We start from the raw sequence: 22,242 nt of genomic DNA on the forward strand, positions 1-22,242 counted from the left end.
TTTGTTCTCTTATATTAGTTACGTTTGCTATACCTCTGCTATTAATTCGTTTTCATACGTCAGTTGTATATCGCAATAAAGACACAAACTTAAATGAAAAGAAGCTGTTTACAATCATGTCATTAACTCAATTCTCTGATTCCCACATTCTTGAACGCTTTGAATCTTCAAGATATGAGTTGTTAAATAAAATAGGTGAAGGTGGCTTCGGGAAAGTCTTTAAAGCGAGGCAAGTAAATACTGGTCAATATGTCGCCATCAAGTTTTTGGCTATTGACCAGCACTTCGACGAACAAAAAAAGCAAAGGTATATTGATAGGTTTAAACGAGAAACTGACTTAAGTAGCCGACTAGAGCATCCGAATATAGTTCGATTACTCAATAAAGGACAGATTGACGAAGACCTGCTTTACGGTGTTTTCGAGTTTGTCGAAGGACGATCACTACGTGAGCATTTGCTAATAGATGGTGCATTCGAGGCATTGGAAGCGACTGATATTATGCTTCAAGTATTGGATGCGCTGATACATGCCCATGACAAATGCATTGTTCATAGAGACATCAAGCCTGCCAACATTATGCTTACCAGAGCCGGGGCTAAGTTGCATGTTAAAATTTTAGACTTTGGTATCGGCACTTTTACTCAGGACAATAGACAATCAGACTTTAGAACACTAACACTCACACAAGAAACGCTAGGCACCCCCTCTTATAGTTCACCAGAGCAATTGCGCGGAGAGCCTGCTACGACCAAAACTGACTTATATGTCTGGGGTTTGGTGTTCCTTGAATGTTTAACTGGCTCACCAGCTATGAATGGTACAAGCGTCGCCGCCATTTATCATAAACAGCTTAGCGAAGTTCATATTCCCTTGCCGAGTGCTATTCTTAGCCACCCTATTTCTGAGTTACTTAGACGCGTCCTAAAAAAAGATGTCTCAGAGCGAGTTGTAACCGGTGCCGAAATATTTGATGAATTAAAGTCCATTAATATGTCAAATTTAGTGGGGCTCGCAGCACCAACAGCAAATCATCCAAACTTTGACGATGAAACCGTTGTTTTTCGGCCCGAAGACGCCACCGCTTTGTCACCGGCTAGCATTCAAACAGTTAGTAGCGAAAAAAAGCAAATTACGGTGCTCGCCATTCGTTTTAGCACCAGCTTTGTCGACAACAGAAAACACGATTTAGAAGTTTTAGATACTTTATTTAAATCTCAGCGAAACCACTTTATTGATGTTGCATCAAGGTTTGGCGCATATCACGTCGGCAGTATTTCAGATACTTCACTATTTTACTTCGGTTACCCGACAAGCAGCGATAATGACGCACGTCTTTGCGCCAGAAGTGCTTTGGAAATTCTCAGTGAGCTTGCAACACGAAATGCCTTAATGAGAGAAGCCCATGGCGCCCAGCTAAACATTCATATTGGCATGCACACAGGCATGTTTTTAACCTATGCGAACGCAACGCCTGAAGGGTACGTTGCCAGCGCTGCAATGACTTTGGCTAGAACAGCCAAAGAAAAGCAGATCCTATGTAGCAATGACACCACTGCATTGCTTGAACCGTATTGTGAGCTTGAACAGTATGTTCAGTTAAAGTTAGGACAGACCTATCATCCTGAGCAAGTATTCTCACTTATTGGGGAGCGTAAAGCGGAAGCATTTGGATTCTTGAGAGGCACACGAAGCAGCCATGAATTTATAGGCCGCCAACAAGAGCTCGCACAGATCCAGACTGTGTTTAATGGCATTGGTTCTGACAGCCGCCTTATTCATATTGAGGGCGAAGCAGGCATGGGGAAATCTCGTCTGCTGTTAGAAATAACAAATAGAAATGCCGATTTTGCTTACCAGCTGGCACAATGTTTACCCGAACACCAAAACAATGCACTCTACCCTATTTTAAATTTAGTAAAACACAAGTTCGGGCTTGAAAAGCTCAGTAGCCATGAGGCTTACCACCTTTTTAAAAGTACGCTGTCAGACAAAATTGAGCAAGTTAACTTAGACCAAGCACTGTCGTCTTTACTCATTTGGCTCAATATTAAATTAGACGGTAAACAACTTCGAAGTCCAAGCTCAGCACAAATGCAAAAAGAGCTGCTTTTTTTATCTTTGTATTCTTTGCTTTTTTCTCCAAAAAGTTTTGGCCCGAAGCGCAATTGCCTTGTTATAGAAGACCTTCACTGGGCCGATAATACCACATTAGAGTTTCTTAAATATGCAACGCCGCAGCTTACATCCGATAGCGTCGTGATAGCCACATCAAGGGAAAAGTTGCCTAAATCATTGGCAAACAAAATTTCTTATACCTCTTTGACATTGGCCAAACTAAGTGAGCCTGATGCGCGCGAGTTTATTAGCAAACTTTTTTCAAATAAACCCGTTTCCAATGAGCTACATAATACCTTGATCAGTCGCGCCGATGGTGTACCTTTATTTATTGAAGAGTTAGTTGGTATGCTCAAACAAAAGGAATATGTTGAGCTCAAACACGGTGAATACTGCTTCTCAAGCCCTGAGCACATTGCTCAAGTGCCGTTGACTTTAAGGGAGTCACTGCAAAGTAATTTGGAATCATTAGGCTTTGCAAAAGACACAGTTCAAAGAGCCGCTCTGCTTGGACGCGAATTCGAACATCAACGTTTATTTAACCTTGTTGATATTACAGAATCTCAACTGTCTGCCGATCTTCAATTGTTAGTCGAGCAAGGAATTTTAGTTAAACAACGCCAAGCACACTCAGACAATTATATTTTCAGGCACGCGCTGATCAAAGACGTATCGTACGACTCAATCGACAAAAACCATCTAATAAAATGGCATTTGAAAGCCGCAAAAGTAATAGAACAAGAAGTTACTCAAGATCCAACGCTTAGTTCTGAAGTTGCCAGACACTACGAAGCGGCCAACGACATTTCCCAAGCTCGTTTATGGTATTACAAATCAGCTAAATATGCCGAGGCTAAGTATTCACTTGACGAGGCAATCACGTTTTTCGATAAAACGCTTACGTTGAGTGGGTCACAAAAATTAAATAGTGACGATATATACTTACAGAGTTTGTACCGATTAGGGCACAACCACTCGCAAATTGGCCAACAGGAAAAAGCCCGAATTTATTTGAACCAGCTTACTGATAAGCTGGCCCACAGTGACTTCAACGAGCTAACAGTACAAACCTACTTGACCCTTGGAAAAACGTTTGAAATCGTTCATCAACACGGTGATGCATTGGAACAATATGAAATTGCCGACAACATACTGGAAACACTTCCACACTCTCAATCACCACAAAACAACAGCTGGTGGCAGTTGTGGCTGTCGTTAAAAAGTGCTCAGCTATATGTCAATTATTGGCTCGGTAATAAATCATCAATGAGTAGATTAGTTGATCAAACGTCTCCGGTTGTAGAGCTAATTGGAACTGACGCCGTGAAAGCAAAATTTTACGATGATTTATTACACCTGAAGTTTCGTGAAAATAGATACATTCTTGGCGACGATGATCTGCACATTGCCCAGTTAGCGGAAAACTCAGCTAAAGCAACCGCCGATACGTCGCTTTACGCTTATGCGCTGTTCGTCAACGGCTTTTCACTCTCATTAAATAAAAGGCATGATGCCGCCATCGATAAGTTGAACCAAGCAATTGAAATCGCGAAAAAGCTTAACGACAAGGTTACTTTAACTCGCTGTATTACTTATCAAACGATTTCATATCGACTGGCGCAAGATGTGGATAAAACACTCGCTTGTGCAACCTTGGCACTTAAATATAGCCAAGAAACGGATATGGACGATTACAAAGCAGCTGCACACGCCAATTTGGCATGGGTTGCATTTAAACGCGGCAACCCGACTGAAGCCATCGAGCAATTAGAATGTTGCTTTGCTATTTGGAAAGAGCTCAGCAAAACATATTCTTTTCCTTTCAGTTGGATTGCGTATGCGCAGCTCATTTCATTGTCCGCACAGGATTCACAGGCGCGGGAAATGTACCAACCTAAATTGAAACAGATTTGCCACTCCCTATGTGATGTCAACCAAATGTTCTTAGGTTCTCAATTGCAGTCTTTACTAGAAACATATAGTAAAAACAGCGACAACCAACATTTGATAGATATTACGGATGCATTAATTCAATCTAAATACCTATAAAAAGGAAATACAAGATGTCTCAAGCACAAAACAATAAACCAAGTTCTAGAAATGATATTTTTAGAACTTCAAATGCGCCAAAAGTAGCTCAGGGTTTAACTGAAGAACAAATTGCAGAGCAATGGCGTCAAGTAGCACACAATATGTTTGTGCTAAGACAAAATGGCGAAATTGTATACCTAGACGTAGATTTCTATACACAGGGTTCACGTCTTATCGAGTGGGTGCACTCAGAGCAAGATATTCATAAGTTCTTCCTAAACGAAGACAACCTATTCCCACTCAATTTAATGGGTCCTGCGGTGACAAAAGTGATCCCTTGGAACCTTGCCGAAGCAAAAGACAAGCTACCTACTACATTTGCGGGACAAGCGCCGTTAAAACCAGGTTACATGATTGATTTACGTGTGATCCAACTGAATCGCCTAAATGCAAACGACCCTAACTTTGCAAGACTTTTAAATTCGGGTCTTGATATTCCAATTCAACTTGTATCCAATTCATTTGATCCTATCTACCCTGTACCTCACGAGTTTGAACATCAGTTAAGTGCTCCAATCGAAGAAGAAAACTTATACATCGTATCGTTCAAGAACCCTGAAAGAATTAGAGGTATTGATGACTTATATGGATACCAGATCAGCTATATCAGTAAAGAAGAACTCGACAATGTTGATAAATATGTGCCTAATGAGGACGACAAAAATGAAGCATTGAAGTTAGATGAACTGAAAAAAGAGCATACAGGTCAGTATCTAGAACGCTATTATGGTGATACAAACGCCCAGATCGGGGCAATAAACCCGCGTGATATGGCACCTCACCTTTTAGGCGCTGCATGTTATATCGCTAACTTACGCACTATGAAAAAAGACTAACTAAGTCAATGAGGCCCTGTTTTCGATGGGGCCTTCTCAAGTTGGAAAAATGAAAAAACAGTATTTTGAAGGCACGCATCGTGTCCTAAGCCCTCAGCAAACACTAGATAAAATCTCTCCCACGCTCAAAACAATGGGGATCACTCGCATCGCAAATGTAACTGGCTTAGATAATATCGGTGTCCCTGTTGCAACCGCCTGTCGTCCAAATTCTAAAGCCGTGGCAGTTTCACAGGGCAAAGGGGCAACACTAGCTGCGGCTAAGGTCTCAGCGGCCATGGAAGCTATCGAGACTTATCATGCCGAGAATATAGACTTGCCACTTAAGTTTATGAGTTATAACGAGTTAAAGCAGGATCACTCCTTCGTAGAGATAACCTCACTGCCTAAATTGAGTGTGAAGCCGTTTTGCCCAAAAGAAAAACGCCTTTGGATTGCAGCTGAAGCCTTCGATGACAAGCGTGCTTTATATGTACCCTATGACTTGGTACATTGCGATTATACACTGCCATTGCCTGCTGGCAGCGGCGTTTTTCAAATGAGTACCAATGGACTTGCCTCTGGTAACACCATAGAAGAGGCACAGCTTCATGGGTTGTGTGAGGTGATTGAACGAGATGCACTGTGCTTATGGTCATTGAAAGAGAGTCATAAATACCAAATCAAACGCGTAGATTTAAAAACGATTACAGACAGCTCTATCTCTGAGCTACTGTCAAAACTCTCAAGTGCAGGTGTATTGTGTGCTTTATGGGATATTACCAGCGATATTGGTGTTCCAACTTTTTTAGCAACCATCATTGATGAACAAGAAAACCCATATAGACCCCTATATTCGGCCTCAGGAGCTGGAACACACCCAAATGCTAACGTCGCACTTTCCAGAGCAATAACTGAAGCGATCCAAACGAGGCTCACTCTTATCTCTGGCTCTCGAGACGATATTAACCTCGCCAAATATGAGTCTAAACGTCAATTAGAGGCTATGTCTGAGCTACGTAAACTCCTACAAGATGAGCCTGAGCATCAACTAGACTTTAATACGCTAGCTAGCTTTCAAAGTGAAACCATCGAAGATGATCTTAATCATGTTCTTCTCAAGCTCAAACATTGTGATATCAATCCCGTTTATATTGATTTAACCAAATCAAAATACCAGATCCCTGTTGTCAGAGTGATTGCGCCAAACTTAGAGGGAATTCATGACACCCCAGGATACATTTTTGGCACACGGGCAAAACATGTAGCACAATTAAACACAGAGAGTCTCATTCCATGAAGGTAATTGTATTTGCTGGGCCAACAATCTCTGAAAGTGAGGTTATTTCAGTACTCCCCGACGCGTCTGTCCTTCCTCCCGCAAAACAAGGAGATATACTTAAGGCGAAAGCGCTAAAACCAGATATTATTTTGCTTATTGACGGAACATTTGAGCAGCATCCAGCTGTTTGGCACAAGGAAATACTGGACGCAATTGACAATAAGGTCGTAGTAATTGGATGCTCGAGTATGGGCGCTTTACGCGCAACTGAGCTTGCTTTGTATGGCATGATTGGGGTTGGTGAAGTTTTTGAATCCTTTGATTCTGGGAAAATTGAAGATGATGACGAAGTTACTTTACTTCATACTGATAAATCATATGGATACGGGCATATTTCAGAAGCTCTTGTAGATATAAAATTCACGCTTAAGTCCAGCGTTAAAGCAGGAATTATCAGTGACGAAGTAGCTACATCTATAGAAGGTAAATTGAAAGAAACATGGTACCCCTATCGTACCTATACACTTGTATTCGAAACAGCAGCCCAATTCCTTGAGGAAGAAAGCTTAAAGCTGTTCGTTCAATTTGCAAGCAATGCCCCTTCGTTGAAAAAGCTTGATGCATTTAAAGCGCTGGAGCTTATCAAGACAACAACCGAAAGCAGGTCGGTATTTCCTGCTGCGCCTGACTTTGACTTTAGCTTTACTGACGCTTGGCAAATGATGCTAGACGAATTCAACGTAGAAGAAAAAGCACCGTATTATTCTAGTCATTTACTGTCCAATACGGCAATAAACCATGATGGCTACGAAACTCAAATCTTAAGCCGCTATTTAGCCAAAAAACTCATAAGTGAAGTTTCAAAGGAAGAAACGCTACCAACGATGCACAAAATTGCGCAAAAATGGGCATGTAGCAGTAATGGACAAACGGATTTCAATAAACTTGGAAAACGTTTAGATAGTTTATCTCTTACGCCTGACGAGTTTATTCAGTTTATTGAACGGGAAACAGCTTTAGATCTTTTGAAAGCGAAACTCAGTGATCAGTCCAGTTTCGCTATCGATGAAATTTTAAGTTCAGGTGAACTGGATAAGTTGAACTAATCTTTCATTTGAATGATTTCAATTACATTTCCACTTGGATCTGCAACAGCAATATAGTGTGCAACAGGACATTCTTGCGCACTTTCATGCAGCAAATTTAAATTTTTTGCTTTCAAATCAGCTAGCGCGCCTTCAAGATCAGTCGTGACGAGATTAATGATCATTTGAGATTGGTCTGGGTATGTGATCTCCTTTGGCTGCTCAACTTTATTTAAGATAATTGTTAAATCATCTTTTTTCACATACATAGCTTGCGGTAACAGATCATCTCCTATGACCTCAAAACCAAGTCCATTAACATAAAAATCTCTCGCGGCTTCTACGTCATGAACACTAACTTGCAATGCAAAAAGCTTTAACATATTTTTCTCTCATTATTTTATTGAAGTTCATAATTTAATTAAAATGGGTCCGTAATTCAATATACACATGATTTTAAAAGTAATGTTTTCAATTTATAAGCATACAGTTCAATCACAACTCTTCTGCTCTGTCGATATCAACACGCGTTTTGTTCATTTTTAAAGCTCTCTTCTCATTTCCACACAAATGCATAAATAAAAAACAGTACTTCAAACAAAGTATGGCCGTCTCAAAAAATTCTAACGGAGTTATACCTATTAATTCCTATACGAAACCAAAATGGCGCAGCTTAAAAGCCAAGATCTTGGAACTATCGTATTTGACTATTCACGAAAATCAATCCCAATCAAAAACGGCAAGAGTTTTCGTTCCCTAGCTCTGTCATATCTCGCGGCAATCAGGCAATCAGGCAATCAGGCAATCAGGCAAAGATTGTACAATGTGCCAGTTAGGCTAGGAATTCGAGCTAAACCTTTAAAATAGACAACAGTAACTAACAAGGGTTCTATATTTTGACCCTTCTAGGCACTTATAAATACAAGTACCTAGGCCTTTTATCCCGTTTATTTATATACAAGAATTTTTGTAATCTAGTATTTAAACGAAATCCCTCACATCAAGCACCTGCCCTGTCATAACCCCTTCTACCGCCGCTTGATAAGTAACTGCCGTATTTGCAGCCGACATACCCGTGCTGCTATCCATACCCATCATTTCCATAGTTTCTTTTACAAATATAGGGCTTACTGTGTTTATTCTTAAAGAATCACCCAACTCTAAAGCTGCGGCTTTTACAAAAGCGTTGAGTGCACCATTGACCGCACTGATGGAAGCAGAGCCAACCATAGGTTCCTCTGAAAGCATGCCTGAGGTCAAAGTTATACTGCCACCTGCGTTGACAAAACCGGCTCCGACTCTATACAAATTGATTTGACCCATCAGTTTATTTTGCCAACCTAGCTGATACTGCTCATCAGTTAACTCATTTAATGGAGCAAAGGCGGCCATACCTGTGGTTGAAATTATGGCATCTACTTTTCCCACTTTTTCAAACAGCGCCTGAATTGACAATTTACTTTGTAAATCCACCTGAAATTCACCATCTTTATGACCTACTGTGAGCACTTCATGCGATTGTGCTAAACGCGCATGGACCGCTTTGCCAATAGTACCTGTTGCGCCAATCAATAAAACTTTCATAGTCATTCTCCAAATTTAATATGTTGCTTTGCTTTGATGAATGCAGTGTAGATAATTCAGTAAATATGATAAATAATGAAGAAATAAACTCTCTTTTCACTTTTAATGCACAATGAATCTATTTAAATCTATGTTGGTATTCCAAAAGGTGTGTGAGTTAGGTAGTTTTAGCCAAGCCGCAGACCAACTGAACTTAGTCACTTCTGCGGTAAGTCGCCAAGTGAACGAACTTGAAAAACACTTTGGCGTGAGGTTACTGCAAAGAACTACCCGTTCAGTTACACTCACAGCAGATGGACGTCAATATCTTACAAAAATATCTGAAATAACAGACAGTGTGCAGGCGTTGGAAGCAATTCATAAAGGCGATGTAGTTTACAGTGACCATATTCAACTCACAGTCCCGCCAATCCTCAGTAAAGTGGTACTTACCCCCTTATATACCTCACTACTAAAGAAACACCCTGAAATTTCAATTTCAATCACCCAAATTAATCGAACCATTAATCTCGTAGAAGAAGGTTATGACTTTGCGATTAGAGTCGGACAATTGGAAGACTCCAATCTAGTCGCCAGAAGTATCTCTGAGCTGAAACTCGCTTTGGTCGCAAGTCCAGAGTATTTGAATACACATGGCCAGCTCAATCATCCGAAAGAGTTACCGCAACACAATTGCTTGATAAATACAATGCTCACACACCCTAAGCGCTGGGCATTCAAAGAGCACAAACGTTCTTTCACTGTAAAAGTAGATGGGCAATATGATGTAAATGATGATTCAGCACTTTGCGAAATGGCGCGTGCAGGACTTGGCATAGCCTATCTGCCCCTTCAGATTGTTGACGCGCATCTATCAACTGGTGAACTTGTCCAAGTTCTATCGGATTATACAGTCGAGCCTCTACCCATTTCGTTGGTATATCCACACCGCCAATTACTCAGCCCTGCTAAACGAAAATTAATTGAATACCTGACGGGCGCGTTTTCTTAAATACTTGCTTGTTGCTCTTGCTTATAAGTGATTAACGCAGAGCCGCTTGCGCACTTTTCAACTTATTTAGCCACATATCTCGTAATGCTACTTCATGAATCAGTTCACTATACATTTCTACAGCAAAGATGTTGTCATTGGTATCTGGCAACCATCCACTATCCAATAACTTGAATATTGACGTAGTTAATTGTTCAGGATCTTCGTTTAGGGAATACCAAAAAGGTTGATATCGAATATCCAATTTCGTCGGCCCATTTAAATGTTCAGCAATAAGTGCCCTTATTTCCTGCACCTTACGCCTGTTTTCCACCTTCTTCAAAATCATTGCATAAAGCAAATAAACACCAACATGTTCGCTAACGTTTCGATTCAATCTGCTAACTGAATTAAAGTGCTTTTCAAATAGCTGCTTTGCGACACTATACTGCCTAGTTTGATAAAGCCCCATGATATATGGCATTGCATAGTGATTGTCTTCTGGGGCCAGTAAATATCGCTGCTTTAATAAATCAATTGCGCCCTGTTTATCTTGTTGGTACCACTTTAACCCTGCACGTACGTATAGGTTAAATGACGTCACGTTTTGCCGCGTTATTTGGATTTCTTCCGATTTTTGTATTGCTTCTTCTAAGTTTCCAGTACTCAGTAAAAACAAAATATGCGAGAGCTTATGCAAAGGATACACTCGACTGTACTCTGTCATGTGTTTTTCGTACCAAGCTTTATACGCTTTCGCTCTTTGCTTGTTTAGCAGGTAAAAATCTAATTGATAAAGCGCAATGTGTTTAACATGGGGCGCGATTTCAACACTACGCTCAAAATACTTTCGTGCATTTTTTAAATCTCGACGATTCAAGTAGGTGTATGCTAATCCTCTTAGCACCGTAGGGTTGTTAGGGGCTAGCCTAAATGCTTTTAAATGGGCATCTAGCGCTTTATCTAGATTGTTTTTCTCTCGGTGAAAGCGTCCGTACCAATGCCAAAGCATGGGTGATTCATTTGACAAAGAAAGTGCTTGGTCAAAATACACTTTCGCTTGATCAAACTTTCTACTCAGGGTCTCTAATCTTGCTAGCGAAGTAAGTACATCTGCATTGTTGCTATCAAGCTCTAATGCCTTAAATAAAAGTGGTCGGCATAAAGCATCTACCCGTGATTCAGGCAGTGAGCCATATATTGCTAAAGCCATATGCGTATTACATAAACCACTCATCGCCACAGCATGCTCAGGACTTACTTCCAAAACTTCCGTATAAATTTGTTTCGCCTTGGTAATTCTCTCAGGAAGTTTAGATTTAGTAAGGTGCTCAGCTAAAGATACAGCTTCAAAGTGAGGGTCACTTTTTGAATCAGCTTGATTTTTTTGGCCAAACACATAGATAGCCAGCAAAATTAAAAATAACGTAAATATGGCCCCTACATACAGATACGCGTGTGTCTTTTTATCAACCACGTTGGAGTCTAAATTGAACACGTCAATTTCAGTAGACAGCCGATACCCTTGACCAGAAATGCGTTCAATATAGTCAATGTCGCTTTCTTCATTGAGCACTTTTCTAAGCATTGCTACCGCTTGATAGACAGAATTGTCTGACACCACTCTGTCCGGCCAAACTCGTTGGGCAAGCTCATCAACGCTTAAAGGGCTATTGCGATGTTCAATCAAGGTCGTAAGAAGCGCCATCACTTTTGGCGTCACAACATATACGTTAGGCGAAGCCGTAAGCTGTATTTTGTTTAATTTAGGTATTACAACCCACTTCCCAACTCGAATACTTTCTGGCTCTGAATTCATATTAGATTTTGTTTTTATTGCTTTTTATTTTTTTAAGACAAATTTAAGATTTATATTATTCGTTTTTCATTACATCAATAACCGTTTTTATAAACTCAGCGTAACAACGGAGGTCTTATGAAAAAAAATATCCAACTTACTGCTCTATTGATTACTACCAACCTAGCTTACGCTGAAGTTGACTTACTGATCACTGATGCAACGATTATATCACCGATAACCCAAAGCGAAGTATCAATAAAAACCAATCATTGGCTATCAATTAACGAGGGGCGAATAATTGAGGTTTCTGATAAAGCGAAAAAGCCACCAGCCAAAAAAATCATAAATGCAAATGGACAATTTTTAATTCCCGGGTTAACCGATAGCCATACACATTTGCGAACTATGCCTGGACTTTTAAAAACAGACAAAGACGCCCCAAAAATGCAAACAGCCTATTTAAAACGTCAAGGTAGCAACTACTTGTACTATGGCGTGACGCAAGTAGTAGACCCTGCAAATACAGCGCAGGGCATTGCCAGCTTTAAAGAACTTAACATGTCACCAAATGCCTATTTTTGTGGTGCAATGCCTATATATCAGGGCTACTCAGCTCAAGGCATTAAATATCAGCACCTTAATGAGCGTAGGCCTTATTATGTTCATCAACATGGCGACCCAACTCACCTAAACACGCCTTCCGTTAACTCCCTGCACGAAGCCCAAGCAGTTGTCAAAAGATTAAAAAAAGACGGGGCAATCTGTGCCAAAATATTTTTAGAAGATGGGTTTGATAAAGCGACAAATATTCGTCTCATTAATAATGAAAATGTAGAACAAATAGTTGATGAAGCAAATCGCCAAAATTTGCCAGTGATGGTTCACGCCAATGCGACTGACATGCATTCTGTAGCACTAAATAGTCATGTTGATATTTTGGCCCATGGCATTTGGAATTGGCTGGATGAACATCAGCAAGGGGACGATATTTCCCTCGCTTTGCCAAAAAATGTTCAACGAGTTGCTGATGGGATCTTAACAGCCCAAACTTACTACCAGCCTTCATTAAATGTTATGCGCAGTCTAACTGATGTAATGGTGCCCAACCATTTGGACAACCCAAAATACAAAACAGTTTTACCTAGCTGGCAAATTAGCTGGTATACCTCAGCGGATGGTCAGTGGTTTGCTCGCGAAATGTTATCCGGCTGGCAAGGTCTGACGCACCAACAAAAAATTGATTATTTACGCAGCAAACAAATTAACGGTAAACGTGTTTTAAATTACCTTTACAAAAATGGCGGGAAAATATTACTAGGCTCAGACACGCCACCAGCCCCGACCTACGCATCCCAGCCTGGGTTATCTACTTTTTGGGAGTTACAAGATATGCATGATTCGGGCGTTGACCTAGTCGGACTGCTAGCCAGCGCCACAATAAATAATGCAAAGGCATACGGGTTGGAGTCAAAATATGGAACAATTCAACCGGGTAAAATCGCAAACATTTTGCTGCTCAATTCCAATCCTCTAGTATCCGTCGATGCATATGACGATATCCATAGTATCATCCTAAACGGCAATGCGCACAAAAGAGAAATCTTTCATATTCGCAATTTGTGATTGTATTGAATTTTACCCAGTATTGAGTGCCTACCTCAATGCTGGGGTCATCTATATCCATATATCATTTTGTGCGGTCAACTTGCCACCTGCATCTCCTGTGTTAACAACACCTTTTGGCTCAATGAGTAAAATTTCACACTCTTTTTCCGCTACTGGTTTATGCTGCTCTCCCTTTTTCACCACAAGCATTTCTCCACTATTAAGCGTTACAACTCTATTTTCGAAATGAATGTCCAACCGCCCTTTTAAAACTAAAAACAATTCATCGGTATCATCGTGCTGATGCCACGTAAACTCTCCCAGTACTTTGACCACTTTTATTTGGTAATCATTGATCTGCCCAATAACTTTAGGTGACCAATGTTCTTCAAAAAGAGCCAGTTTTTGAGCCAAATTAACTGCGACGTAATCATTCATGTATAAAGCTCCTTACATTGACTTACTTGTAGATTAAGTTGCATTCAAGCATGAATCAAATGTACATTTTTCAGATAAATATGAATATGGTACATATTATGAATCTAAGACAATTTGACCAAAACCTATGGTTAGTACTTGATGCGCTATACCAGACTCAAAGTGTATCCGATGCTGCAAAAAGTTTAAGTTTGAGCCAATCCGCGATGAGCCATGCTTTAAAAAGGCTTCGAATTGCATTTAACGATCCTCTTTTTGTTAGAGAGAACGGTAAAATGCTTCCAACACAAAAGGCGCTAAATATACAACCACTCGCACAGCAAGGCCTTGCACTACTCAACCAAGTTGCGATTGGTCTTGATAGCTTTTGTAAAAATACGTCAAACAGACAGTTTGTTATCGCTGCCACCGACTTTACAACTAAGCTATTTATTTACCCTTTGCTCAATAAGTTATCCTCACTTAACTACAATATTCGAATCAAGGTCATAGATCTCAGGTCAGAAATCCCAATCAAAGCGTTGTCGTCCAATCATATCGACTTGGTACTGACGTTTAGTCATGCACACGCTTTCGACAATAATCTTAGCCAACAAAAATTAATTTCTGGACACTATCGTGTCATTGCTAGAAAACAACACCCGCTCGTTTCGAAAGAACTCTCTTTAGAGCATTACTTAAGTGCAAAGCATGTACTTGTCTCTCCTTGGGGGGCTGAAACTGGCAGTTTAGACAATGAACTGAAAAAACTCGGAAAGTATCGGCATATAGCGGCCACAGTCCCACAACTTATGAATGTGGCAGAACTTGTAAGCAATGGAGATTTAATCGCTACGGTCCCCGCTCTCTCTATCAGGCAACATGAAATAAAAAATGTACAGATATTAGAACCGCCTATCGCATTACCTGACTATAAATTGTTCATGGTCTGGCATCCATCCTATAACTTAGACCAAGGTCTAATATGGCTGAGATCTGAGCTTGAAACTATTGCAGCACAAATACTTGAAGGTTTTTCATAGTCATGCGTCCGACACCCTGTTTACATATTTAGAACAAAAATATTGCGCTTGAGTTTTATTTGTGACAACTTCTAAGGCAGGCAAAGCCGTTAAAATAAAAAATAATTATAGAGTAGTAAGTTATGACAGGATCTCTCAAACTATCACCAATAGCATTAGCACTATTGGCCAGTACCACAATGGCACAAGCTAATGAACCAACTGAAGAAAAAATTGAAACCATTTCGGTCCTCGGCTCAAAAGTTTCAAACCGTACGGCCACCGAATCAACCTCACCAATCGATATTTTAGATACTGAACAACTCAACAAAGGTGGTTACACAGAATTGGGGCAAAGCTTGCAGTCAATAGCCCCCTCTTTTAACTTTAGTAGAACACAGGTTTCCGACGGCTCAGATCTATTTCGCCCAGCGACTTTAAGGGGACTCCAACCCGACCAAACACTTGTACTTATTAATGGTAAAAGAAGACACAACCAAGCCATTTTTGGCTTAACTGGTACTGTTGGCGCTGGTGCTGCAGGTACAGATATGAACTCCATACCCATGATGGCACTTAAAAATGTTGAGATCCTACGAGATGGCGCCGCTGCTCGATATGGCTCGGATGCCATTGCAGGCGTGATCAACTTGTCTTTAAATGACTCTACTGGTGAAACTACAGGATTCTTTCAGGGCAGCTCAACTGGCGAAGGTGATGGCGATACCTATGCTTTTGGCTTGAACAGAGGTTTTGATATTGGTAGCGAAGGCGGCTTTATCAACTTATCTTTTGAGTACAGAGACGCTGATGGCACCAATCGAGCTGAACGCGATACGGGTGGCTCTTCAACGATTCCCGCTGGGAAATTATCAGAAACCGTCAGGTGGCGCCAAGGTAACTCTGACAGCGAGTTTACCTCTCTATTCTTTAATGCTGCTCTCCCCTTGGGAGACAAAGAATTATACTCCTTTGGTGGCTATTCAAATAGAACAGCGTTCGGAAATGGCTTTTACCGAGACTTTAACCGTGCAGAGCGTAATGTTCCTCAAGTATACCCTGATGGCTTCTTGCCAAGAATTGATAACGAAGCTGATGATATTTCGTTAGCCGTTGGTTTTAAAGGGGATATAACGCCTGATTGGAGTTTTGATTTTTCAAATGTATACGGTCAAAACAAATATGACTATTCCTCTTCGAATACAATCAATGCTTCTTATGCAGCCGAATACCTTGCCAACAACCCAAATGCGACTGACCAACAAGTTAGGGACAACGCAGGTCCTCGAGGCGGATACTCTGGTGGCTTCAGATTTGATCAATGGACCACAAACTTAGACCTAAACGGGGTTATCGACCGCGCAGATGCTGAGCCAATTTATTTGTCAATTGGTGCAGAATACCGTAAAGAAAACTATGAAATTGTCCCAGGAGAAGTAGCATCTTATGCATGCGGCTTCTCAAACGCTTCTAGCTCATTCCCTTCTGTAATCGACTCTAGCGTATTTGCGGACTGTGGCTTTCAGGCTTATCAAGGTTTGAGGCCCGACGCGGCAAACAAAGCTGACCGCTCAAGCCACGCAATTTACATTGAAGCAGAAACCTTGCTTAACGAATACTGGTTAGTCAGTGGTGCGCTTCGCTATGAAGATGTTTCAGACTCTGGCGATGATATTATTTGGAAGCTTGCAACGAGATACGAAGTCACAGAGGACTTGGCACTTCGTGCGGCCGCCTCTACAGGTTTTAGAGCGCCTTCGCTACAGCAATCTGGGTATACGGCATTTACAACCAGCTTAGGCGGTGATGGGTCACTTGCTACATCCTATACAGCTACAGCAGGTTCACCTTTCCCAGAAGCGCTTGGCATAGAAGGCCTTCAGCTTGAGTCTTCCAACAACTACAACTTAGGTTTGGCTTGGGACGCGAGTAATGACCTCTCTATCACACTAGACTTTTACCAAATAAAAATTTACGACCGTATCAATTTAGGTAGCTTTATTGGTGCAGACAGTGATGAATTGAGCAACTTCCCAGATGCCAATGCAGCACTCAAAGCATCGGGTGCCGTACAAGCTAATTTCTTCTCCAATTCATTGGACTCGACAACTAAGGGCATTGATTTAATAGCTTCTTATTCTACCGAAGTAGCGTCTGGAGAACTTGAAATAACCTTTGCAGCCAATAAAAATAAAACCACTATCGACAAGGTTAACTCTCCTAAGGGAATACCAGAAAGTATTGCGTTAGATGAGCAAACACGTTCATTTTTAACTCACGGCCAACCACAAGAACGCGCAACCCTGACTTTTGACTATACAAAAGACAAGTGGTCATCACTGCTACGTTTAAATTACTTCGGCAAAACCGAAGTCGCTTACTTCTCAGGTAAGCATATTGAACTGCCAGGCTTTTTATCCCCAACAAACAGCTGGCAAGATCACAGCGTTGTCGAATCAGCGGTATTGGTTGATATTAACCTCGGATATCAAATCAACGAACACTTTGATGTGTCTTTGGGCATTGACAACTTATTTGATAAAACACCAAATGAACTTGGAGAAGATGAAGTATTGAACTTTATCACCAACGGCGCAATGCGTTACCCGCTTCGAGCACTACCGTATGGCTTTGATGGGATGACATACTACGCCAAGGTAAACTTTAGATTCTAATCGTTGAGGTAATGTATTGAGCACTCGCTCAATACATTACTTTTCGCAATAACCCACACCGTCAAGATGCAATAAAAAGCCGATCATACCTCAACATCTAGCTAACGCGTGTTTCAACTCAACTCAACTCAACTCAACTCAACTCAACTCAACTCAACTCAATTCAAAGTATGTACTTTACTTTTTATAACGCTAGCCTAATAAACCAAAGGAATATTTAAAATCACTGTAAGCAAGCCTACCAACTGAGGTAACTGAACAAATAAAAAACGAAAGAATTGAGAGATATGCGTCTAACTTGCTTGCATACAAAATATGGCTTTCTATACTCTGCTTCTTGGTGACAATGGACTTTGTAGCTAAACTCCGTTGAGCAATCTTGTGCACACTACTATTAGTATTTGACTTAGTGATCGCCGCAGTGCCATGCCAAGTTGAACATGGCACAATATCAATAATCCTTTCACAAGGAATAATCGAGTTCAACACAAGCTATTAAAAGCCATCCGAAAGTTTGAAAACTAACTAAAGTCTCACACCTACAGCAAGCCAAAACCTATACTTCACCAAGCCGCTCACAAGTAAGTAAACTATACCTAAAAGCGTGTAAAGTATAATGTGCTTAAATCAACGTCTAAGGTAGATTGGTTAGATACGAATTTATATTAAAGAAAAGAATCGACGCTTTGCCGAAAACAGCTTAGTTTACTCACCTCACATATTTTCATATGTCATAATGCTTATTGGACTGAAAAAGTTATGTTTACCTTGTTATTAGTTTGTCCATTACCAGACTCTTTTTTATTGGCATACAAAAAGAATAAATACACCTTTTTCTGGGTTTTAGTCATGATATACAAGCCAGAAGTTGACAGCAGTCATAGTGTATAAACATGGTCAACTTCCCAAAACTAACTAGAGTTCAATAAGCAATGTCATTTTTTGGCATTAACTGATTAAAGCTTTTAAGTTCAATTCTTAGACCTCAGCAGCTTTAAGTACTTCAAATAGACCTAGCCTTCCAGCTCTTCCTTGCTCCAAAAAATTAACGACTACCTTATCGTCCATCAGTTTGCGGAGGCGGCTCGTCTGCAGTATTGGACGCAGTTTGCCCCCCAAATATTAATGGTAATTGATTCCGAGTGAGAACTATTAAGTTTTTCTTTTTAAGCTTCATTTATTGTGTCCTTATTTATTTTTATCTCGCACATTTATTCAATGCACAAAAAGCTAGCTGGATAGCCACCTCTTAACGACCTCAGTATCAGCGACTAGTATATATCCAGAATACTAACAACCGACTTTAAATCGTGTATCAGATAATAATAAGTCATAGCCGTTTCATGCAAATAAAAAATACATTTACAATCAATTTATGAGCCTTTTAATAATTTGGCGATAAATTTTACTTTTTGTCCAAATAAACTTCAGTACTATCGTGTAAATGCCGCTTTTGGCTCTAGTTGAAATTAGGGTTAAGATAGATTTTAGACATGTAAAATTGATATAGCTCCTTTAACCAACGACCAGCATTTATTTTGGGGGCAGAGACTTGATTGCCTTAATCAAGAATTTGCCCTGACTAGGAAAGAGAAACGCGGCTTTTGATACACTTTCTGTCTCTGGGAAAGTTGCAAGTGCGACCTCAAAGTTTTGGCCTTATTTCAAAAAACTTGATAAAGCATTGAAATAACGATATGTTAAATCTTGATTGACAAATAAATTACAAAAGGAAATAACAAATGCAATTGAAGCTTAATAAGAAGAAAATAAAAACTTTATCTGAAGATAAAAATTCAATCCCTCATGCTCAAACACCAGCCGTTGGCGGTGGTAATATATCAGAATCGCTTTGCGTATCATTCAGTCATGGTGGCTGCTGTGGTACAGTTGCCCCAACTATACGAGTGTGTAGTGCTGGCATAACTTGTCAGCCATAATGACAGATTTGAGCTTAAGGGCATAGCCCTAAGCTCATTTGATAAACTAGCTGTACCTACAAGTACAGTGCGCTAGTAGAATTAAGCTTAGAGCTATACGCTTAACACGCTTTTAAACACGTCACTTCAGAAGCCTACATTCCACTAAAAATAGAGCACTATCAATATAAAGCGCTTTAACCAACACCGTGCTTTATGCTGATATCTGGAACCAATATGTCAATCTCAGTCTATTGAATATACCAACACACAGTTTTTTAGTGCACTGGCAGTTTCTCATCATGAAACACCCTTCTTTAAATAATGGCAATCCAGCGTTTAAGCTATTTATGGGGTAGTTTCACACATAGTCTTGCGCACCTTTTATACCAACCTTAAGATAATTACCCAAAAGACGTAATGACTTGTTTCCCCCTCATACCTACATTAATGCTACCACGATACGATACCGTAAATGTTTCGTTTTACGCGTAAGCTGTCTCTGTGAGACAATGTACATGGAGAATCTTTTGTATTAACGAGATTACGTAGTTTCGCGTCAGTAAGTGCTGCCATAATATGCTACCGTTTTATACACACGTAGTGGTTTTTATATACACACATATACTCACTTGATCGACATTGCAAAAGGCTCAAACAAAAAGAAAACAATACAGTTTCAATGTAAATAGTTGATTTATGAACAAAACAGACCAAGATCAGACGCAGCAAACAGACGAAAACATACCAACAATCTATTGGCACGATTATTATAATGCATAGATAAAATCTTGATTTAATTATGATTAAATCTTATCGCAACTTTCTATACACACACTCATACACACTTGTACACATTCAGCCCTACTTTCCAGCTAAACTTTCTGCGCACTTTTCGAATTTTGCTGAAGTAAAATTGTAGTTTCTCTGCCACTTTTCTGAGTAGTGAACGGGCTTCCTGTCAAGAAGATCAATTAATTCGTTTTCTAGCTGTAGACAATATAATGTAGGGACTGCTTTCCCCATAAAATCAATATACCCGATACCCGAAACAACTTTTGTTGCAGCACTGGGAGCCTTTACGCTATACGCGAGCTCTCCCGACTTTGCTACAAACGGGTTTATATCAAAAATGTTTAATGTAAATACTAGAATCACCAAAACTAACAATATATATTTCATGCATGCCTTCCTTTACATTTTTTGACCTGAACTAGCATCAAATACACCTATCAATTAAACAACTACTGATAGATTGGTTTCAAGCTCGCCTGCGCTCTTGCTTAACTCACTCAATTCAGCTTTATTTAAAGGAGGCCCAGCTCCCTGCTCACTATGCCCATGGTTTTCCAATTTTGCGCAAAGGTCTTTAACGATAATAATAAGATGGTGTAAAACTTCAATAGCATTCACTGATTTATCACCCACCCAAACTTTCGCTCCCTCAAGCTTTGACAGCTCATTTGCTTTAATATGCAGCGTCATTAGTGATTCAATGTTCACATTCTCACGAGCCTTGATATTAATTTGTTTTTGACTGCCAAGGAGCAGACCTTCCAACGCTGTGAACAGCGCTTTTTCACCAACCACTGTTTTTAAGGCGCCCATGACCTCGTTTATCTGGTTACCATCAATGTGGTTAGTTTCATGAGTAGCTATCGTTGATTGTTTAACATGAAATTGCTCTACCCGTTTGCGGGCTTGGACTGCGCTTGAATCACTAACTTGCGTGATTGAATCGTCAGTTTCTATTATCCAATTTCCATCGCGCCCTTGGATTTGTGCTCGAGAGCTTTGTTTAAGACCAACGTCAGTATGCTTTTGCTCTGGTACCAAAGCCCCCCATGGCAATAGGTTTGTAATAACTGGGTGGCTGTTTAATCCGTCGATGTATTGAACCATGCAATACATGCCCGGTTTAGGTTCATTCACTAAGCCCGCATCGTTTGCTTGGCCTGTCGCTAGTGTGACTTGCTCGAATACTGGAGTATTAGTTGGTTCATGCGTGACGGGGTCCAGCAATTGTATATCAACCGCTTTGTATGGCCTAAATGGTGTGCTTATTTTTCCACTCTCTGTTGGCAGATCATAAATTTTTTCTATAAGGGCTAGCTGAGGTAGGTGTTTTCTTTCACCTAACTCTGGAAAGCAACGGAGTATTAAACGCTTAAAAGCTTGTTTGACCATCTTATTTGCATCCTATCATTTTGTAGCGTCACTTCCTGTATGTGGCGCCCGTTTAGTTTTAGTCCAGGTCTGAGTTTTGGAATGGCAATCACTTCGCCAGTGGTTGAGCTGGTTGTTTTCAATGAATGCTCAGGAAAATCATTAATTGTTGACTGCGCCCACCGACTATCGTGCCAACTCCCTACATAAACTTTGCCGTCCGGTCTTTGTTGAAAAATGTACTGCGGGATTTGCCAAACGCGGCCTATTTGCCTTAGTGCTTCAATGCCTGTGCCTGCATGACAAAACATAGGGACTTTGATTTGCATATAATCAGCGCTTGGAGTAACAAACTCGATGTGTTCATCCAACACGTCTAAGACTTGGGAGATTGTCGGGTGTCGCAATGAAAAAGATTTTTGGTATGCTAATGCCCCTAACAATTCTCTGCATGTTAAATACCAACGTCCGTTTGCAAAGTGTTTAGACTCTATCACACCTAAAAAGTAGGGCTTCATATCAGCCACTTCATAACCTAAGTGTAGTTCTACCAAGCCGTTTGGCGGAGCTTCTGTGACAACTTCAAAACGAGCTCGCCCCGCGCTGTTTAAATCGAGCTGTACTTGTTTATTGATAACCGTTGTTACTGCAACAGCGCCGATGTACAGCGAATCAGATAACCTAACCCCCACT

16 protein-coding genes are annotated in these 22,242 nt (G+C 40.4%); 9 read left to right on the forward strand and 7 right to left on the reverse strand.

Annotated features, from left to right (window positions below):
* Nucleotides 1-116: 116 nt before the first annotated feature.
* From J8M00_RS10440 to J8M00_RS10455, 4 genes are read left to right on the forward strand one after another with little or no spacing between them, the layout of a single operon-like run.
* Nucleotides 117-4,166: a protein kinase domain-containing protein gene (locus J8M00_RS10440; protein WP_211010185.1), complete on the forward strand. Its 4,050-nt coding sequence runs from the start codon at nucleotides 117-119 to the stop codon at nucleotides 4,164-4,166.
* Between the two features lie 14 nt (nucleotides 4,167-4,180).
* Entirely contained in the window at nucleotides 4,181-5,044 is an 864-nt protein-coding gene (locus tag J8M00_RS10445; RefSeq protein WP_211010186.1) for a hypothetical protein, read from the forward strand.
* Nucleotides 5,045-5,093: 49 nt separating this feature from the next.
* Nucleotides 5,094-6,323, forward strand: coding sequence for a YcaO-like family protein (locus tag J8M00_RS10450; RefSeq protein WP_211010187.1), 1,230 nt, complete (start codon nucleotides 5,094-5,096; stop codon nucleotides 6,321-6,323).
* Nucleotides 6,320-7,411 carry a TfuA-like protein gene (locus tag J8M00_RS10455; protein ID WP_211010188.1) on the forward strand — a complete coding sequence of 364 codons (1,092 nt, stop codon included), beginning with the start codon at nucleotides 6,320-6,322 and terminating at the stop codon, nucleotides 7,409-7,411. The genes J8M00_RS10450 and J8M00_RS10455 overlap by 4 nt, the downstream gene beginning before the upstream one ends.
* Here J8M00_RS10455 and J8M00_RS10460 read toward each other — a convergent pair.
* Nucleotides 7,408-7,773, reverse strand: coding sequence for a VOC family protein (locus tag J8M00_RS10460; protein WP_023401619.1), 366 nt, complete (start codon nucleotides 7,771-7,773; stop codon nucleotides 7,408-7,410). The genes J8M00_RS10455 and J8M00_RS10460 overlap by 4 nt on opposite strands.
* A 598-nt stretch (nucleotides 7,774-8,371) precedes the next feature.
* Nucleotides 8,372-8,974: a short chain dehydrogenase gene (locus tag J8M00_RS10465; protein ID WP_211010189.1), complete on the reverse strand. Its 603-nt coding sequence runs from the start codon at nucleotides 8,972-8,974 to the stop codon at nucleotides 8,372-8,374.
* Between the two features lie 112 nt (nucleotides 8,975-9,086).
* Here J8M00_RS10465 and J8M00_RS10470 point away from each other — a divergent pair, with 112 nt between their 5' ends.
* Nucleotides 9,087-9,965: a LysR family transcriptional regulator gene (locus tag J8M00_RS10470; protein ID WP_211010190.1), complete on the forward strand. Its 879-nt coding sequence runs from the start codon at nucleotides 9,087-9,089 to the stop codon at nucleotides 9,963-9,965.
* Nucleotides 9,966-9,996: 31 nt separating this feature from the next.
* On the opposite strand, the gene J8M00_RS10475 is transcribed toward J8M00_RS10470, so the two are convergent.
* Nucleotides 9,997-11,763: a winged helix-turn-helix domain-containing protein gene (locus tag J8M00_RS10475; RefSeq protein ID WP_211010191.1), complete on the reverse strand. Its 1,767-nt coding sequence runs from the start codon at nucleotides 11,761-11,763 to the stop codon at nucleotides 9,997-9,999.
* Between the two features lie 117 nt (nucleotides 11,764-11,880).
* On the opposite strand from J8M00_RS10475, the gene J8M00_RS10480 reads away from it, so the two are divergent.
* Entirely contained in the window at nucleotides 11,881-13,368 is a 1,488-nt protein-coding gene (locus tag J8M00_RS10480) for an amidohydrolase family protein (protein ID WP_211010192.1), read from the forward strand.
* 51 nt (nucleotides 13,369-13,419) lie between these two features.
* On the opposite strand, the gene J8M00_RS10485 is transcribed toward J8M00_RS10480, so the two are convergent.
* Nucleotides 13,420-13,788 (reverse strand): cupin domain-containing protein, encoded by a 369-nt coding sequence (locus J8M00_RS10485; RefSeq protein WP_211010193.1) that lies wholly within the window; start codon nucleotides 13,786-13,788, stop codon nucleotides 13,420-13,422.
* Between the two features lie 98 nt (nucleotides 13,789-13,886).
* Here J8M00_RS10485 and J8M00_RS10490 point away from each other — a divergent pair, with 98 nt between their 5' ends.
* From J8M00_RS10490 to J8M00_RS10500, 3 genes are all read left to right on the forward strand, one after another.
* Nucleotides 13,887-14,810 carry a LysR family transcriptional regulator gene (locus J8M00_RS10490; protein WP_211010194.1) on the forward strand — a complete coding sequence of 308 codons (924 nt, stop codon included), beginning with the start codon at nucleotides 13,887-13,889 and terminating at the stop codon, nucleotides 14,808-14,810.
* Between the two features lie 122 nt (nucleotides 14,811-14,932).
* Entirely contained in the window at nucleotides 14,933-17,464 is a 2,532-nt protein-coding gene (locus tag J8M00_RS10495) for a TonB-dependent receptor plug domain-containing protein (RefSeq protein WP_211010195.1), read from the forward strand.
* Between the two features lie 1,742 nt (nucleotides 17,465-19,206).
* Nucleotides 19,207-19,404 (forward strand): hypothetical protein, encoded by a 198-nt coding sequence (locus J8M00_RS10500; protein ID WP_211010196.1) that lies wholly within the window; start codon nucleotides 19,207-19,209, stop codon nucleotides 19,402-19,404.
* Nucleotides 19,405-20,247: 843 nt separating this feature from the next.
* On the opposite strand, the gene J8M00_RS10505 is transcribed toward J8M00_RS10500, so the two are convergent.
* From J8M00_RS10505 to J8M00_RS10515, 3 genes are read right to left on the reverse strand one after another with little or no spacing between them, the layout of a single operon-like run.
* Nucleotides 20,248-20,565 carry a hypothetical protein gene (locus J8M00_RS10505; protein ID WP_211010197.1) on the reverse strand — a complete coding sequence of 106 codons (318 nt, stop codon included), beginning with the start codon at nucleotides 20,563-20,565 and terminating at the stop codon, nucleotides 20,248-20,250.
* A 54-nt stretch (nucleotides 20,566-20,619) separates the two neighbouring features.
* Nucleotides 20,620-21,570, reverse strand: a complete 951-nt coding sequence (locus J8M00_RS10510; RefSeq protein ID WP_211010198.1) for a hypothetical protein — start codon at nucleotides 21,568-21,570, stop codon at nucleotides 20,620-20,622.
* Nucleotides 21,543-22,241 carry a hypothetical protein gene (locus J8M00_RS10515; protein ID WP_211010199.1) on the reverse strand — a complete coding sequence of 233 codons (699 nt, stop codon included), beginning with the start codon at nucleotides 22,239-22,241 and terminating at the stop codon, nucleotides 21,543-21,545. Before J8M00_RS10515 ends, J8M00_RS10510 begins: the two co-directional genes overlap by 28 nt.
* Between the last annotated feature and the right edge of the window lies 1 nt (nucleotide 22,242).

Origin of the sequence: Pseudoalteromonas luteoviolacea (genome assembly GCF_018100925.1) — a bacterium.
GTDB classification, from domain to species: domain Bacteria; phylum Pseudomonadota; class Gammaproteobacteria; order Enterobacterales; family Alteromonadaceae; genus Pseudoalteromonas; species Pseudoalteromonas obscura.

What these genes read in the sequence shown, in the direction of transcription:
- J8M00_RS10440 (WP_211010185.1), top strand. Translation starts at nt 117, where the DNA reads ATGTCATTAACTCAATTCTCTGATTCCCACATTCTTGAACGCTTTGAA.
- J8M00_RS10445 (WP_211010186.1), top strand. Translation starts at nt 4,181, where the DNA reads ATGTCTCAAGCACAAAACAATAAACCAAGTTCTAGAAATGATATTTTT.
- J8M00_RS10450 (WP_211010187.1), top strand. Translation starts at nt 5,094, where the DNA reads ATGAAAAAACAGTATTTTGAAGGCACGCATCGTGTCCTAAGCCCTCAG.
- J8M00_RS10455 (WP_211010188.1), top strand. Translation starts at nt 6,320, where the DNA reads ATGAAGGTAATTGTATTTGCTGGGCCAACAATCTCTGAAAGTGAGGTT.
- J8M00_RS10460 (WP_023401619.1), bottom strand. Translation starts at nt 7,773, where the DNA reads ATGTTAAAGCTTTTTGCATTGCAAGTTAGTGTTCATGACGTAGAAGCC.
- J8M00_RS10465 (WP_211010189.1), bottom strand. Translation starts at nt 8,974, where the DNA reads ATGAAAGTTTTATTGATTGGCGCAACAGGTACTATTGGCAAAGCGGTC.
- J8M00_RS10470 (WP_211010190.1), top strand. Translation starts at nt 9,087, where the DNA reads ATGAATCTATTTAAATCTATGTTGGTATTCCAAAAGGTGTGTGAGTTA.
- J8M00_RS10475 (WP_211010191.1), bottom strand. Translation starts at nt 11,763, where the DNA reads ATGAATTCAGAGCCAGAAAGTATTCGAGTTGGGAAGTGGGTTGTAATA.
- J8M00_RS10480 (WP_211010192.1), top strand. Translation starts at nt 11,881, where the DNA reads ATGAAAAAAAATATCCAACTTACTGCTCTATTGATTACTACCAACCTA.
- J8M00_RS10485 (WP_211010193.1), bottom strand. Translation starts at nt 13,788, where the DNA reads ATGAATGATTACGTCGCAGTTAATTTGGCTCAAAAACTGGCTCTTTTT.
- J8M00_RS10490 (WP_211010194.1), top strand. Translation starts at nt 13,887, where the DNA reads ATGAATCTAAGACAATTTGACCAAAACCTATGGTTAGTACTTGATGCG.
- J8M00_RS10495 (WP_211010195.1), top strand. Translation starts at nt 14,933, where the DNA reads ATGACAGGATCTCTCAAACTATCACCAATAGCATTAGCACTATTGGCC.
- J8M00_RS10500 (WP_211010196.1), top strand. Translation starts at nt 19,207, where the DNA reads ATGCAATTGAAGCTTAATAAGAAGAAAATAAAAACTTTATCTGAAGAT.
- J8M00_RS10505 (WP_211010197.1), bottom strand. Translation starts at nt 20,565, where the DNA reads ATGAAATATATATTGTTAGTTTTGGTGATTCTAGTATTTACATTAAAC.
- J8M00_RS10510 (WP_211010198.1), bottom strand. Translation starts at nt 21,570, where the DNA reads ATGGTCAAACAAGCTTTTAAGCGTTTAATACTCCGTTGCTTTCCAGAG.